This is a genomic window from Streptococcus orisasini (assembly GCF_001431045.1).
GTDB lineage: Bacteria > Bacillota > Bacilli > Lactobacillales > Streptococcaceae > Streptococcus > Streptococcus orisasini.
Window position 1 is genome coordinate 1 of the sequence record NZ_BCLE01000045.1, and the last position, 15,885, is coordinate 15,885.

Here is a 15,885-nt window from a genome sequence, read left to right on the forward strand (position 1 = left end):
ATGAAAGAAGAGGCAATGTACGATTACCCCTTTCTTTTTATAAATAATTAGAGAGATCGTTATTCTTTTGCCTTAGGCGTTTTTTGTCCTACGCCTGTAGGTTTTTTCGATTTCTTTTCCATCTCATCTTTAGGGCCAGCAGGCTTGCCGTTGAAGCCCATTGCTTCGCCGATACGAACGGCTACATCTGTATCATCAAATTCACCATCAAACATGTAAGCCCCGGATCCCATGGCATAAACAGGCACCTTGTCACCGGAATGGTCTGTAGTAGTCCAAGCTAGGCCTGATTTTTTGTTTAAGATTCTTGTGGCTGTAATCGAAATTGGAACATAGCCGCCGTAGTTGGTATCCTGCTGATCGGATTCTTTTTTGGAGTCCTCAAAGGCCTTTTTTAAGCTGTCGTATTCTTCTTTCGAGCAAAGCAGCCGGTCTTTGGCTTGCTGTTTCAGATAATCTTCTTCCTGAGCATTGGTGATTGTTTCGGAAGGAGCGTCAACTTTCAATTTTAAGCCGAAAAAGTCTTGGATTTTCGGAGCAAACTCTTCGAAGGTTAAGTTAGGATTTTTCTCAAGAGCTGCTGTTACAATCTTATCAAATTCAACCTGCGATCCTTTTTGATGGGTCAGCTGCTCCAGATAAGTTTCATAGCCAGTGGATTCATTGCCGATGGTAAAGCCTCCTGTCGCATGGTCAGCTGTCACAACAATCAAAGTATCATCAGGGTGTTCTTTGTAAAAGCGAATAGCAGTCTGAATGGAATCCTGAAAACCGATGACTTCATTGAGAGTGGTCGCAGCATCGTTAGCGTGCTCAGCCCAGTCAATTTTTCCGGATTCAGCCATCATGAAAAATCCTTCCGGATCGTCTTCCATGACTTCAATACCTTTTTTGACCATATCATTTAAGTCTTGATCACCTTTTTTCTGGTCAATTTTATAGGTCATGGCACCATCATCCTGCAGGTCTTCGGCAACTAAGTACACTTTTTTAGAATCTGCATCAATCTTTTTAGCCTTTTCCTTGGTGTCTGCTATTGTATAGCCATTTTCCTTTAAGACCTTGTAGAGATCCTTTTGCTCCCCATTTTCTCCCGTTCGGTCTTTTAAAGACCCTCCTGCAAAATAATCAAAATTCGTTTTAGCCATCTGCAGCCCAATGTCATAATAAGAATCCCTAGACTCTTCGTTGGCATAAAAAGCAGCCGGTGTCGCATGGTTGAGCGTTACAGAGGACAGGATTCCAACTGATTTGCCAGCACGTTTAGCCTTTTCAGCAATCGAATCAGCAGACTTTGAAAAATCTCCTGAAAGTCCCAATGTGTCTGTCTGTGTTTTAATTCCTGTACCAAAAGCTGTTGCTGTTGAAGCCGAATCCGGGATAAAGGAGTGACAGTCATACTGGGTCTTTAGACCAATAACCGGCATATCAGTAAAGTTCATACGATCAGGATAGACCTCACCCTTGCTTGTTTTGGTGATGCCCAAGTAATTTTCAGCAGCTGTGACAGGAGTAACCCCCATACCATCTCCAATGAAAAGAAAGACATATTTGGCCTGATTTTCATTAACTTTGGAATAATCTTCTGTCTTGGGCCGCTTGGTGTCATACATGGCAACATCTTTACCATTTGCGGTTTTTTAGCTGCAGCTGAACTGTTGACTGCATCAGTATTCAGCTTGATCGAAGCTGACTGGGCGCAGGCACCAAACAAAATAGCCGAAGCTGCCAGAGCAATTCCAAAACGTTTCACTGGTTTAGAGTTTGACTTCATAAATTCCCCCAACATTATATTAAGTTCACTTTGATTATAGCTAAACTTTGTATGATTTTTATCTTGATATTGTCAATTTTATGTAAATAGTGAACAGAGAAGCTATGATTAGTTATTTGATGTCAGAAAAACATTTAGTCATATTCTTTTGCTATTTTGTATAAAGTCATTGCGAAAAGACGTCTATGATAAATTACGAATAGTCTTTGTGAAACACTTGGATGAGAGTTTTTTGGTTTTTAGCAGCTGGCGCTGCATCCAAGCGCCTTTTAATAAAGCTGTAACACGTTTTTGATAAAATGAAAATTATATTATCGCAACAGCAGTGAAATAAAACAGTCAATTTTAAATTGGCAAGAGCTGGAGAAAAAGTTTCTAGTGATTCATAGCTTGGAAATCTGCAGGAGAGTCTATCTTTGAATGAGTGCTGAATTTTTATCAGTGCTAACTCTCTGATAGAAATTCAATTCAAAGGACAGGAGTAAATTAGTGATACAGGTTTATGTTTTAGAAGATGATTTCAAGCAGCAGTCGCGTATAGAAAACATCATTACTCATTATCTACACGAACAGCATATCTTAGGGAGCAGAATTTCACTTCATGGGAAACCTGATCAGCTATTAGCTGAGGTTAAAGAAAAAGGCAATCATCAAATCTTTTTCTTAGATATTGAAATTAAAAATGAGGAAAAGAAGGGATTGGAAATAGCGCGCCGCATCCGCGAAAAAGACAATCAGGCGGTTATTGTTTTTGTGATAACGCACTCTGAACTAATGCCTCTGACTTTTCAGTATCAAGTGTCTGCTTTTGATTTTATTGATAAAAATTTTTCTGTTGAAAAATTTGCTGAGCGGATAAAGGCGGCCTTGGATTATGTGGTCAGTCATTTGGAGCAACCTGCTGCCGACAAGACTTTTCTTCTTGAAAATGACTATTCTCGCATTCAGATGCCTTATAAAGAAATTTATTATATTGAAGTGTCAGCTACCCCTCACAAACTGATTCTTCACGGTCAGTATGATTATATGGAGTTTTATGGAACTCTGACTGAAATTGAAGGCGATCCACATTTCTTGAGGGTTCATCGTTCCTATGTTGCTAATCCGGCTAATGTTACAAAATTAGATTATAGCCAGCGTTTAGCCTATTTTCCAAATGGTGAGACTTGCATCGTTGCCAGATCAAAAATAAAAGAATTAATCAAAGCAATGGAAGCTTTGCATGGAGGAGAGTAATAGTGCCTGACAATATGTTGCCTATTGTTTTAAGTTACAGTATTTCTCGCGCGGCTATTTTAATGACTATCCTAATAATATTTGAAAGAATAACTCATATCAAAACACCTGCTAAATATAGATTTGGTGTTTTATCTATAGGGGTTGTTGGTTACTTTCCTGCAAGAATGTTACTTTACTCAGATTATCTGATGGATATTAGCCTGCTTTATTTTTTGGCAGTCAAATTTGGAAACCTTTCTAAAGGAGCTTGGTTAAGATGGTTCTGTGCTCTATATCCTAAGGTTATATTTGACATTCTCACACGTTTTTTGGTTTTTAACATTTTTAATATCTTTTATCCTGATATAGCAAGTAGTAATAGCGGATTGGCAATAAATTTAATAACGTGTTTACAATGTCTGGGAGCTATTTTTATTAATGAAGTGATTATACGTGTGATGAAGGTAGATTTTAAGAGTCTTTTTAAGATTACAGACCAATCAGTTACTATTTCCATTATCAAGCCAACGATTATGACACTGAGCTTATATTCTTTAATTCAGTGGCTGTCCTACAATCTCAGCTACCTTGGTCTAATTTCAGAAGAATCAGCTATGGATATTCGAAAGTATCTGAGTTTAGTCTTTATGATTTCGGTGCCTGTCTTTATAGCTTCTTTAAATCAAAAAATGACCAGTCACCTTGAGCTGGTTCTGTTAAAGCAGAAAGAAAAAGAATTAAGATACCTAACAAACTACAGTCATGAGATAGAGCACCTGTACAGAGATATCCGCTCTTTTCGTCATGATTATGCTAATGTTTTAGCCAGTCTTCGCTATGGTATTGAGCACAATGATATGGCCAGCGTCCGTCAAATCTTTGAAGAAGTGACAGCAGGGTCTGTTAGATTCTTGCAGTCAGACCACTTTGAAATCGGCAACCTTTCGCTTATTAGAGATGATACGATTAAGAGCATTTTCGCAGCTAAACTATCTCAGGCTGCCGAATATGGAATTCAGGTAAAAGTAGAGATCCCTGAGGAGATTGGCAGTCCTAATCTAGCACTCCTTGATTTTATCCGGCTGCTTTCTATTTTATTGGACAATGCCATAGAAGGAGCTGTCGAATCTAACGATAGAGAGTTACAGGTATCCTACTTTAAACATCAGAGACAGACTGTTCTCATCATTGCAAACAGCATGTCTCATCAAGATATTAATCTGGCTGGCCTTTACGAGCGCGGCAATTCCTCTAAAGGACTTGACAGAGGGTGGGGACTGGCTAACGTCAGAGAAATACTGAGTAGCTATCCTCATACCAATCTCAAGACAAGTACCAGACCGGGTCGCTTTCAGCAAAATTTTAGAGATGGGGTAAGTTTATAACTTATAACAAAAGGTGTGACTGCTAGGGGATAATAGGCTCATTGTCAACTGTAGTGGGTGACGAAAAGCTAAGTTCTGGAGAGAACCTGATTGATTCTCAAGATAAGAAAAATACGTAGCTCAAGAAGCGACGCTTTCAGTGCAAAGTCTGCAAGAGAGTGGTCGTTTCTAAGATGGGTGTTGTCGAGAAAAACTGCCCTATAACTTCTGGTGGGAATTCTACCCACTACGGAAATTATAGAGCTAGAATTTTGCAAATCGGACACCGCACACTTTATGTAGATTCAAATCTATAAAATACTAACTTCTGTTTCTTAGTTTTGAGAGGCAGGGTTAAAAAATGATCCATTTATGATATAAATAAACATAAGATGAAAAAATAGGTATGGTATAATAAAAATGGTCATATACCGTTGAAATGAAGAATATAAGTATGGTAGCTTCTATGATAATGGGATTTTATTTAAGGAGAGTTTAAATGTTAGGTAAATCGCTCACACTTGGCGAACTATATAAAGAACTGAGAATGGCCAGAGGACTGAAGCTGAAAGATGTTGCTCGTGATAATCTATCGGTTTCTCAGTTATCCAAGTTTGAAAATGGTCAGACAATGTTAGCGGCTGATAAACTTATTGTGGCTATTCAAGGTATCCACATGACTTTTTCAGAATTCAGTTATGCCCTCACTCAATATCAAGAATCTGACTTATTTAAAACTGGAAAAAAACTGGTGGAGTTTCAAACTAAAAGGGATGTTGAAGGATTAAAGAAAATATTTGAAGACTACCAAGATACAGAGTCTTACGATGTTTATAACCGCCTTAACAGACTTGTTATTAAGGCGGCAGTTCATAGCCTAGATTCTAACTTTGAAATTACGGAAGAAGAAAAGGAGTTTCTAACTTCTTATCTCTATGCTATTGAGGAATGGACGGAGTATGAATTATATCTTTTTGGTAATACTCTATTTATTTTATCTGATAACGATTTAGTTTTTCTAGGGAAGGCTTTTGTGGAGAGAGATAAGTTATACAGGGAGCTTCCAGAGCATAAAAAACGGGCTGAGCTGGTTTTAATAAATCTTACTTTAATTTTAGTTGAGCACCATAGTTTTTACCATGCCCAATATTTTATTGAAAAGCTTGAAAATATGCTTACTTATCAGGATATGTTCGCAAGGATTCTCTTAAACTTTTTAAAAAAGGTGATGGCTTACCTGGATGACAAAGATATTGGTTTGTCGGATATTGAAGATTATATTAGGCTAGTTGAGCAGCTTGATAATCCTACGCTGGCCATGTTTTTAAGAACTAATTTGGAACAGATTATGATGAAAAGTTAACCTAAAGATAACAAAAGGCACCGAACTACTGATAGTCGATGCCTTTCTTTTGGGAGAATTTAAAATAAGAAAGCAAAGTACTTTACCATATAGCTAATTACAACAATGGCAAAAACAAAAGTGGCAAGCAAATGGCGAGATAAATAATTCTTTTTAACATAGGGAATCTCAACCTCCTTCATACTTATTCTACTAAGAAATTTTTGTAAAGCGACATATTCGCAAATATGAAATTTTTTAAGAAAAAAATATCAGATTTGCGAATTTCGAGTAATCGTAAAATAGGATGATAAGATAGTGGTGTAAGATATCTAAACTAAATATCTTACACCACTATCTTATCTGCTGTAGCGATTGATTTATGCTAGCTAAAAGTCGATACTACATACTACAGTGATAATTTTATAGAAAGAAGGGAAAACATAGGTCAGAAGAAATTTTGAAATTACAAGTTATGCCAGTTCAAGAAGACGAAGTGGACGAAGTAGACGGTATGCGCTTCAGTTCTGCAAGTCTTGGTTGGTGTAAAAATTGGAGTGTTATTAGTTCGTTTGGTTGCTAATTAACCAATTTTTAATGGACTATTATAGAGTTTTTAGCCTCATTGATATCTTAACAAAAGAGAAGGTATCGTGGGGCTTTTCTAAAAATTCCTAAAAATAGTGGGTATAGAAAGTGATAATTTACTCTTTACTTGGTTAATAAATCTATATTTAGTATTATTGGGAATAATATACATGGAGGATAAAAAATGGACTATGGATTTAGTATGAACGATTTCTTATTTTATTCTAAGGATAGGTATAATGCTGATATATCGAATAAATTTTCTGTTGCACTGCCTGGATGGTATGAAAAAGCTACGGATTCAGAATGGAGTTATCAATATCCGATTGGACAGTTTATGGAAAGGCAAGGATGGAAGGTACATGTGAGTGCAAGTTTGGAACAAGCATATGATACCTTAAAACAAGTATCTGAAATTTGTCACAAGATGGATGTTCCATTTAAATATTTGGTGTCAGAGAATGTATTTATCATGAGAAATGGGAAACAGGTTGACAGAGGCTACTCCGGTAAATTTATAACCTGTTATCCTAACAAAAGTAAGCTACAAGAATTTTTAAACTCTTTAGAGGAAGCTTTAAAATATGCTAAAGGTCCATATATATTGAGTGATAAAAGATGGAAAGAAGGACCAATTTACATCCGATATGGAGTATTCAGACCTAGTATTGTTGGTGAAGAGGAAGATGTAAAGATAGATGAATTAATTGTGGATGGGAAAAAGATAAAGGATGAAAGATTACCTCAATTTGTAATTCCCGAGGGAGTAGAAATTCCAAAGTTTTTAAAATCTTGGCTTCATGATGAAAATAATTCGGAAAAAGAATTGCCATTTGAAATTTTAAGTGTCATTAGATTCTCAAATAGTGGTGGAATTTATAATGCTCGTCTCAAAGATAATAAAAAAGAAATGGTACTAAAAGAAGCTCGTCCATTTACAGGGTTGGATTTTGAAGGAACTTATTCTTCTAATCGTTTAGAATCTGAGGCAAAAGCTTTAAAAATACTAACAGATATAAATGAGGTTCCCGAGGTTTATTGGGAAGAAAAACTGTGGGAGCATACATTCTTAGGAATTGAACGTATGGAAGGGATACCTCTTAATAGGTGGGTAACAAAGAATTATCCACTATATAATATTCCTGATGATAAAAAGGATTATTTAAAACGTGCTCTGCACATTTTACAACAGTTAGTAGATTTAATAGAGAATGTTCATCATAAGGAAATTTTTCATCGAGACATGCATTTAGGAAATGTGATTGTTGATGAAAATGATACTGTATCATTAATTGACTGGGAGCAAGCAGTTTTTTCAAATGATAACGTAGTAGAGCACCAAATAGCAGCTCCAGAATTTAGAGCATGGGGGAGAAATAAACCGAGTGAAATAGATTGGTATGGAGTTTGTCAAATTGCACATCACCTTTTTTTACCAATCATTATCCAATCAGATCTAGTAAAAGATTATGCCTACCAAACAGAAATTGCAGGAGAAAAATTATTTAATAAACTAGGGTATGACTCAATAGACATTGAGAATTTTAAACTAATTCTTAGGAACTTACAACATAAAGTAGGAGTAACAGAAGATTTATCAGAAAGAAAGATATTAAAGCCGAAAATTGATCAAGTTATTATTGAAAGTATTGATGATATAGATCAGTATATAGATCAATTGTTACTGGGATTTTCCAATATTATAGATATATGGGACAAAAAGAACTCAGATAGAATGTTTCCAGTTCATTATTATGGATTAGATATCAATCAAGGTATAGCATACTCAGACATAGGGATTTTAAGGGGATATTATAAATTATGGGAATTGTCTCACAAAAAAGAGTTGGATGATAGCTATAAAAAATTAAGAGAAATGGTAACAAATCAAGCGGTTCTGAATATGAATGACGAAAAACATTTTTTAGGCTTATTTGATGGTATAGCAGGAACAATTTGGCTGATTAACGAATTTGGTAAAGAAGAGCTTGCAAGGGAATTATTTTGCACACATTTTGATAAACTAATAAGCTGCACAAATAAAAATTTGTATAATGGTTTGACAGGAATACTTCTAGTTGGCTTATATATGCTTAATAACGGTTTACAGAATAAAGAAATCAAAGAATTATTGTTTGATAAACTGAATAATTTTGCAGAGGATTATAAATCTAATCCAGAAGCTATATGTAAAATAGGTCCAGATGAATCACAGAGTAACGACCCCTACCAAATTAATGGAGGATTGCTATATGGACATGCTGGGATAGGATGGCTATTTGGTGAAGCTTATAGATTTACTGGAGTAGATATATATAAAGAATGTTTACAGGTGGCAATTGAATCTGAGCTTAAGGGATACTCTGTGGATAAACTAGGGTCATTGCAATATGCACAAGGAGAAAGAATGTTACCCTACCTATCTACGGGTAGTGCGGGTTTAATAATCTTAATAAAGAGGAATCAAGCTGTTCTAAATGCTGATATAATAAAAATAACTGACTCTTTAGAAAAAGCTATAGATCCTAACTTTTGTCTTTTTCCTGGTTTATTTAATGGTTTTAGCGGTCTGCAAATTGCTAAGAATATTAATCGGTATGGTGCACAGGATATCTATGGTGCAAAAGAATTGCTTGAAGGACTTTCTAAATATTTGATAGGATTGGAGAATGGGGTAGTGTTAGCAGGTGATGCTGGAATGAGAATCACAACAGATGTGGCTTCTGGTTCTGCGGGTATCGCATTAGCACTCTCTTCTATAATGAATAATAAATTTGATTTTATACCTTGTATAGAAAAACGGTAAAAGAAGGCAAGTATATGGAATATAATCAACACTTTATAGATACGATAGAGAAGCAAAGTACAAATAAATATAATTTAGTAATCAAACAATCTATGCAAGAGTTGATTTGTATACCTTCCCCCATCTTTAAAAAGAACAATTACTGGTATCAGTATAAAAATTGGAATTTACCTGAGTCAGGTAAGATAAAAGAGTGGGATATAATAGATAAAGATAACGGTGGATACAAAATTCTTTTCTCAGAAAAAATGGACAGTATACCATCACGGGTTGTTTTTAATGTTGAACAGTGGTACGAAATATATCCAAATTACCAAGTTCAACATGTAGATTTCTCTTTAGTAGATCAATACCTAGTGTTAGTTGTTAAAAATGGTAAACAATATGACATACTAGTTATTAAAAAATATACAACTTCAATAATTTTTAGAGTAGAAAATATATCTTTAGAAAGTGGCTTTTATATTTGCAACAAGGGGATAATCTTTGGAAGAACAGATAATAGGTCTAGGCCTGATAAAATTTTTTACCTGAATTTTACCACAAAAAAAGAAACGTTAGTACTGGAAGAAAAAAATAAAGCTTATCGCTTAAAAATAATAAATAATGGCAATGGAGATACATGCTTTATTCAGTCATCTAATTTTAAAGAATGGAGATTATTCCTATTTTTGTTTAAAAATCAGAAACTAACAAAGAGTCAAATCTTCCCAATTTCTTCCATTATCCATAAAAGATTTTCTTGTTTAAAACTGGGAGAAATTTTCTACTTTGTAGAAGTAGATAAAAAGGGTAGGGAGTTAATTTTAAAGTCAATTGATGAGAAATTAGTTCTAAAAGCAAATATTAATTTAGGTAAAACTGTGAAAGAAATTTTAGCCTATGAAAATATTATTGTCCTTAATGTTTCTGATGATTTTCATTCTAAGTATTATATCTTGACGATTAGTCAAGAACCAAAAGGGAGTTTAAATATTAAAAGAAGGAGCATAATTTTTGATAGATTAACAACAATGGATAGCAGCTCATTTGCTGATCAGAATATCATTTTTAAAGAACAAAATACATACTTTACTAAACATATAATTTATGACTACCTAGAAGGGAAAATTATTAATAATATAAAAGTTCCTATTTTATCGTCACAATACATTTCTCAATACCATATGAAAACTATTTGGACAAAGAAAATTAGCGGTGATGTTAAAATTCCAATCTCCATATTTTGGAAGGGAAATTCCAGTGAAATACCTCTAAAGAAGAAGTGTATCGTATATGCTTACGGTGCTTACGGCAAAAAAGAAAATATGGAACTAGAGCCTGCGATGTACTCAATAATTAATTCGGGATTTTTATATGCAATTGTACATGTTCGAGGAGGGGGATACTTAGGAGGTAAATGGTACCGAGCTGGAAAAAAGTTAAATAAGTGGAATTCTATCAATGATTTAATCAATGGTGTTAAATATCTAGTAAGTGAAGGTATTATTGATCGTAATAGTATTGGGTTAGTTACCTCAAGTGCAGGGGGGATTATAGCAGGTGCAACCTTGAATAAGGAAAAAACTTTATTTAAATCTATGTTGTTATTCTCTCCTTTTATAAATCCTTATGATTCTTTACATAAAAAAGATAACCCACTTTCAATTACGGAGATTGAGGAATGGGGGGATATTCAGAATAAAAAGATTAGTGACTACATTCTTTCTTATTCTCCTATGCAAAACATTGAATATGCAAAAAATTCTAATGTTAAAATAATTACTTTATTGGGGGAAAATGATCCCTATATAAATAACCAAGATGTTTTATGTTGGTCACAAAAACTAAATGAGTATGGTTATCAAAGTATAGTACATTTAGATAATGATGCAGGACATGGTGGGCTTGCAAGTAATAATGAAGAATTGCTAGAGAATACTCTGAATTATTTTTTAGAGCAAGTGGAAAGGGATAATAGTGAAAGCATTATTTAATATAAAAAAGCATAAATTAATACTAGTTATATTTTGGACAGCTTTTTCTTCTCTCAATGGGGTTATGATTTCCAATATCGTTATCAGTGCTGGTAAATTAAACAATCAGATGAATATCTATGATATCCTAAAATTTGGTGGAAAAAGTTTAGGTATATGGGTTATAGTTTATTCTGCAACATATTTTGCTGGTGTGACTCAGGCATCTATCATTAAAGATATTAATTTAAGAATTAAGCAAAGTTATTTTGAATCGGAGTTTTTAAATAATAAAGTTTCTAAAGACGCATCACAAATAATATCTGCAGTTATGAATGACTTAAAATTGATAGAAACGAATTATCTTGAACAAATTTTTTCGACTTTTTCAAATATATTACTATTCATTTTTTCTTTAAGTTATATGCTTTATTTAAATTTAGTTGTATCACTAGTGTTTATTGTATTTTCACTCTTACCTGTTATTGTGCCTAGCATAATGGGAAAGAGGCTTGTAAAATCTGCTAATGACTTCTCAGAATCTAGTGCAGCTTATTCTAAAATACTGAAAGAAGCATTTAATGGTTATCAGACTGTGTCAATATTTTCTGCAGAAAAAGGGATATTAGAATATTCAACTAAAAGGCTAGTAAAAATGGAGCAATCAGTTTTTGAACTAAAAAAATCAGAATGGTTGGCTAAATTACTTTCTTCAATAATATCTGGTTTTAGTTTCATTATCCCATTTGTCATAGGATCATATTTAATTATATTTAAAGGGACATTATCGTTTAGTATACTGATTGGTATTTTTTTGGCAAATGATAAAGTAGTGGGGCCTATTCAGTCGATAGTAGGATCTTTGAGCACAATGAAGACAACCAAGGAACTTCGAAAAAAATATTTTAAGTATTTGCAAAGATCAAATGGTAATCTTTCTGCGAAGGACAGCAAGGTTGGGATGGACAATACAGATATAAAATGTATAGAGCTAGATAGCTTAAGATATAATTTAAATAACGGAAAAACACTAAATTTAGACTTGCAATTAAAAAAGCCGTTTAGAGTTTTATTAACTGGTGAATCAGGTAGTGGAAAAACAACATTTCTTAATCTATTAAATGGAACTCTCAGTCCCCAGAAAGGCCAAATGAGAGTAAATGGTAGAGAGATAGTTAATTTGAAAATACCAACAGTTAGCCAAAATCCATATATTTTTGACACAAGTATACGTGAGAATATAACTTTATTTCAAAACTATCTGTTCTCTGAAGATGAGATAATTGAGGTTCTAAAAAAAGTAAAGCTATATGACGAACTCGTGTATGATGGAGGTCTTGATTATCAATGCGGAGAACAGGGAGGTTATTTATCTGGAGGTCAAAAACAAAAGTTAGCATTGGCAAGATTGTTGATTAGGAATAAAGTAATATACTTATTAGATGAGATATCTGCTAATCTAGATGAAAAGAATTCAAAAATAATCCATGATTTATTGTTTGAACTGGATGATTCTTTCATTGAAGTTTCACATCATTATGACTTAAATGATGTAAGGTACACCGCTGTTTATAAGATGACTGACGAAGGCAGAATAGAAAAATTAAGGGAGTAGAGCATATTGAGCCAAGCAATAAGTGCGAATAACATAGTAAAAAAATTTCAACTTTCTAACCATGAGACTGTAACAGTATTAAACGGAATATCTGTAACAGCTGATTATGGTGAATTCGTTTCAATTTTAGGAGTTAGTGGATCGGGGAAATCTACATTATTGAAATGTTTATCTAGTTTGATGGTTCCAGATAACGGCACGGTTTCGGTAAACGGATTAGATCCCTACGCTCTTAAGGATAGCCAATTAGCTAAGTTTAGGCGCCAGAATATTTCTATGATTTTCCAGTCCTATAATCTGGTGCCAGAGCTTCCAGTATTTGAAAACATTATTTTACCCTTACGTTTAGCTCATAAAAAAGTTAGTAAGGAAGAAGTGACGAATTTACTGAGGAAAATGTATTTTGAAGCAGATATCAACGCCTTCGTTCATACCTTGTCCGGAGGAGAGCAGCAAAAAGTTGCCATTGCTAGAACTATTTTAGCGGGGAGTCAGCTTATTTTTGCGGATGAGCCTACAGGGGCTTTAGATAGTGCCTCGCGTCAAGTGATTTTTGATTTACTTAAACAGTTATCACGTCAGGGCAAGTGTGTTGTTATGGTGACGCATGATATAGAATTAGCTTCCGAAACCGATCGTTCACTTATTTTAAAAGACGGGCAGATTTTCATGGAATTGCATCATCCCAATGCCTCAGATTTATATGCAGCACTTAGAACTGATAAACGTTAATAAGGAGGTGGCTTGATGTTACAACTCATGTTTTACCAATTCAGCTATACCAAGAGGCAGTGGTTAGGGGTAGTGCCTGTTTTTCTGATAGCTAATATTCTTGTAGGAATATGTACGACAACTTATTTCTCTGTGGAAGCGCATGCTGAAATTTACAAGCATGGAGTTCCAGGCCCTCTATTTATTGGTCCTATCATTTTTGGTGGTTTAACATTAGTGCTATTGACTTCTAGTTTGATTCAGCTGTTACTGGATTCTATGAAAAAGGATTATCAGCTGTGGAGTGTACTTGGAGCCAGCCAGTTACAATTGGCTCTTTTAGTGGGAGGACAGCTTTCTGTTGCTGCGTTTCTATCTAGTATTATTGGCTCTCTGGTAACGCCTGTCATAACCCACAACTACTATTATTTTATTCAAGGTATGGTGGGCAAAAGTATGCTGCCTTCTATTCCTATCACGTTTAGTTTTGCATCATTGATTATTTCTATTGTATTGATCTCAGTCCTAGCCTTTTTTAGTGGGTTTAGATATACGTTAAAACTACTAAAAAAAGGGATTTTAGGAGATAATAATATGGCTAATGCTAAAGGGATTGGTACTAGGAAAAAGATTTTATCCCTGAGCTTCCCAGTTGTATCTTGGTTGACAATTATAGTCAGTGCAGTAGCTATTCCATTAATGGATCTGCCAGGTTCAGATATGTATGCCATAGGAGTAATCATCAATATGGGATTTTATTTGCTTATTGTTCATATTATCCTTCTTCAGCTCTTGTCACCTTGGATCGAAGAAAAGCTAATAAAGGCTCTCTATAAATGGAGTAATCATTATAGTGTCATAATGGCAAAATGGCATATTCTTGGGACCCCATTTTATTTGAAATCTATAACGATTTCCATTGTCTCAACGATTACTCTGACTTCTGGTTTATCGCTGCCAGTAATCAAAGATGCGACGATGGCAAATGCGGGCAATCGTGAGACGATAGTATCATTCTTATTTTATCTAGCAGCTCCAGTGCTTGTTAGTTTAGCTAATATTGTCTCAATTACAATTTTGACTTCTAGGCAAGAGCAAAGAACACTCCAACAGTGGCAAACCTTGGGCGTCTCTAGAAAAAATATTGTTCTTATCCAACTTTTTGAAGGCATCATCTACTCAACAGTGATTTTGTTGCTTTCGCTTATTTGTAATTTAATAGTTGCAGCAGTATTTTACCACGCTTCAAGATCATTTCATATATTACAGCTAAATCATTTGTGGATTTTTATACCCGCCTTGATAATAGCTGCTATGATGTTTGTGCTGATTGTAACGACAAAGTTTTTCAATAGTATTTCCATTAAAAGAGCTTCCCTATGTAAGAGATAACAAGCATATAGAAATACCAGATTGTATTTTAGTGTTCTTAGGAAAACTAAGTTTGAAAAATAAAAGTTAATTGATTTATTGTTTAGTCTAATTTTGAGCACACTAAAAAGAGGTCTTGACACCTGATTTTTTTAATTAGATAACGTTGAATTCATGTTGCTGTGCAAAGCATACAGCTTATTCGACAAACATTGGTTTATCAGGGTTTCTAAGTTCGATAAGACCTTATAAAACAGGATTGTAGTCTTTTTGTTTTAAGAAGATATGGTAGATAGCCACAAGTAATCTGCGACAGATAACGATGATAGCTTTTCGATGCCCATGTTGTTTCCTTGGGCTTTAGATATTTGCTTCTAAACTCAAGATATTTCTCTGATTTGACCACGGTTATTTATGAGAATAAGAAAGTGCTCTCTAAATTAGATTTTGAAGTAATGCACGGCCGTACCCTCAATGATATAAATATAGGTGATAGAAAACAATTTATATGATTAATTAAGGAGGAAATAGTTAATGAAAACTACACACTATAAACTTCACAAAGTTAAGAAACAATGGGTGGCAATTGCTGTGACAACTATGGCTGGTCTGTCTTTGATGACGGTTGGGACTACATCATCTGTTAGTGCCGATAGTCAGCCTCAAGATTCCCAAGCGGTTCAAGTAACTCAGAACGATCAATCAGTCGTTGGTGATGAGGCTCAGGTTAGTAGTTCTGAGCAACCTATTCAAGCAGAAGAAAGTACAACTAATAGCCAGTCTGCTTCTGCAGAGGAAGTGACTAAAGCTAACCAGCCCCAAGCAGGTTCTATCGCTACTCAAGATGATCATCAGGATTCACCTGAGCTTAATCCAACTACTGCTGATCCAGTCAATTCAAGAGTTGAGGGTGACTCGGTCACCCCTGCCTCTGATGGTGGTGTAGTCTATGCCCAAAGTCCTCAGCTTGTTAGTCAATCGGAACAATTAACGACTACAACTAAAGGTATCACAGAAAAACAGATCTCAGAGCCAGTTCCTGTGGAGAATCGAGTTACCGCCTCAGATGCTCAGCGTGCAGAGATCAATAAAATTTTGGACGATCACTCATCTGGGATTTCCACTTTAGATGCTGCAGCCC

At 34.8% G+C, this 15,885-nt stretch carries 10 protein-coding genes and 1 pseudogene; 9 read left to right on the top strand and 2 right to left on the bottom strand.

All coding sequences use genetic code 11. The features are described from left to right. Positions 1-59 precede the first annotated feature (59 nt). Positions 60-1,613 carry an alkaline phosphatase gene (locus tag SCSH_RS09760; protein ID WP_238581389.1) on the bottom strand — a complete coding sequence of 518 codons (1,554 nt, stop codon included), beginning with the start codon at positions 1,611-1,613 and terminating at the stop codon, positions 60-62. A gap of 650 nt (positions 1,614-2,263) precedes the next feature. Here SCSH_RS09760 and SCSH_RS09765 point away from each other — a divergent pair. The 8 genes from SCSH_RS09765 (at position 2,264) to SCSH_RS09800 (ending at position 14,765) form a co-directional block, all read left to right on the top strand. Further along, positions 2,264-3,010 (top strand): response regulator transcription factor, encoded by a 747-nt coding sequence (locus SCSH_RS09765; protein WP_082581979.1) that lies wholly within the window; start codon positions 2,264-2,266, stop codon positions 3,008-3,010. Positions 3,011-3,450: 440 nt separating this feature from the next. After that, positions 3,451-4,377, top strand: a complete 927-nt coding sequence (locus tag SCSH_RS09770) for a sensor histidine kinase (RefSeq protein WP_193743701.1) — start codon at positions 3,451-3,453, stop codon at positions 4,375-4,377. Between the two features lie 478 nt (positions 4,378-4,855). After that, positions 4,856-5,719 carry an XRE/MutR family transcriptional regulator gene (locus SCSH_RS09775; RefSeq protein ID WP_057491719.1) on the top strand — a complete coding sequence of 288 codons (864 nt, stop codon included), beginning with the start codon at positions 4,856-4,858 and terminating at the stop codon, positions 5,717-5,719. 751 nt (positions 5,720-6,470) lie between these two features. Then, a complete protein-coding gene (gene lanKC, locus SCSH_RS09780; protein WP_057491720.1) occupies positions 6,471-9,092 on the top strand; it encodes a class III lanthionine synthetase LanKC in 2,622 nt (873 codons plus the stop codon). Between the two features lie 14 nt (positions 9,093-9,106). Continuing rightward, positions 9,107-11,068, top strand: a complete 1,962-nt coding sequence (locus SCSH_RS11165) for a prolyl oligopeptidase family serine peptidase (RefSeq protein WP_057491721.1) — start codon at positions 9,107-9,109, stop codon at positions 11,066-11,068. Next, positions 11,052-12,662: an ATP-binding cassette domain-containing protein gene (locus SCSH_RS09790; protein WP_057491722.1), complete on the top strand. Its 1,611-nt coding sequence runs from the start codon at positions 11,052-11,054 to the stop codon at positions 12,660-12,662. The genes SCSH_RS11165 and SCSH_RS09790 overlap by 17 nt, the downstream gene beginning before the upstream one ends. Positions 12,663-12,665: 3 nt before the next feature. Then, positions 12,666-13,394, top strand: a complete 729-nt coding sequence (locus SCSH_RS09795; RefSeq protein WP_057491723.1) for an ABC transporter ATP-binding protein — start codon at positions 12,666-12,668, stop codon at positions 13,392-13,394. Positions 13,395-13,409: 15 nt separating this feature from the next. After that, entirely contained in the window at positions 13,410-14,765 is a 1,356-nt protein-coding gene (locus tag SCSH_RS09800) for an FtsX-like permease family protein (RefSeq protein WP_057491724.1), read from the top strand. Positions 14,766-14,942: 177 nt separating this feature from the next. Here SCSH_RS09800 and SCSH_RS11425 read toward each other — a convergent pair. Then, positions 14,943-15,150, bottom strand: a pseudogene (locus tag SCSH_RS11425) (IS110 family RNA-guided transposase); the annotation flags it as partial. A gap of 128 nt (positions 15,151-15,278) precedes the next feature. On the opposite strand from SCSH_RS11425, the gene SCSH_RS09805 reads away from it, so the two are divergent. Next, positions 15,279-15,885: KxYKxGKxW signal peptide domain-containing protein (locus tag SCSH_RS09805; protein ID WP_193743702.1), on the top strand; the 607-nt coding region annotated here is incomplete at its 3' end.

What these genes read in the sequence shown, in the direction of transcription:
- SCSH_RS09760 (WP_238581389.1), bottom strand. Translation starts at nt 1,613, where the DNA reads ATGTATGACACCAAGCGGCCCAAGACAGAAGATTATTCCAAAGTTAAT.
- SCSH_RS09770 (WP_193743701.1), top strand. Translation starts at nt 3,451, where the DNA reads ATGAAGGTAGATTTTAAGAGTCTTTTTAAGATTACAGACCAATCAGTT.
- SCSH_RS09775 (WP_057491719.1), top strand. Translation starts at nt 4,856, where the DNA reads ATGTTAGGTAAATCGCTCACACTTGGCGAACTATATAAAGAACTGAGA.
- lanKC (WP_057491720.1), top strand. Translation starts at nt 6,471, where the DNA reads ATGGACTATGGATTTAGTATGAACGATTTCTTATTTTATTCTAAGGAT.
- SCSH_RS11165 (WP_057491721.1), top strand. Translation starts at nt 9,107, where the DNA reads ATGGAATATAATCAACACTTTATAGATACGATAGAGAAGCAAAGTACA.
- SCSH_RS09800 (WP_057491724.1), top strand. Translation starts at nt 13,410, where the DNA reads ATGTTACAACTCATGTTTTACCAATTCAGCTATACCAAGAGGCAGTGG.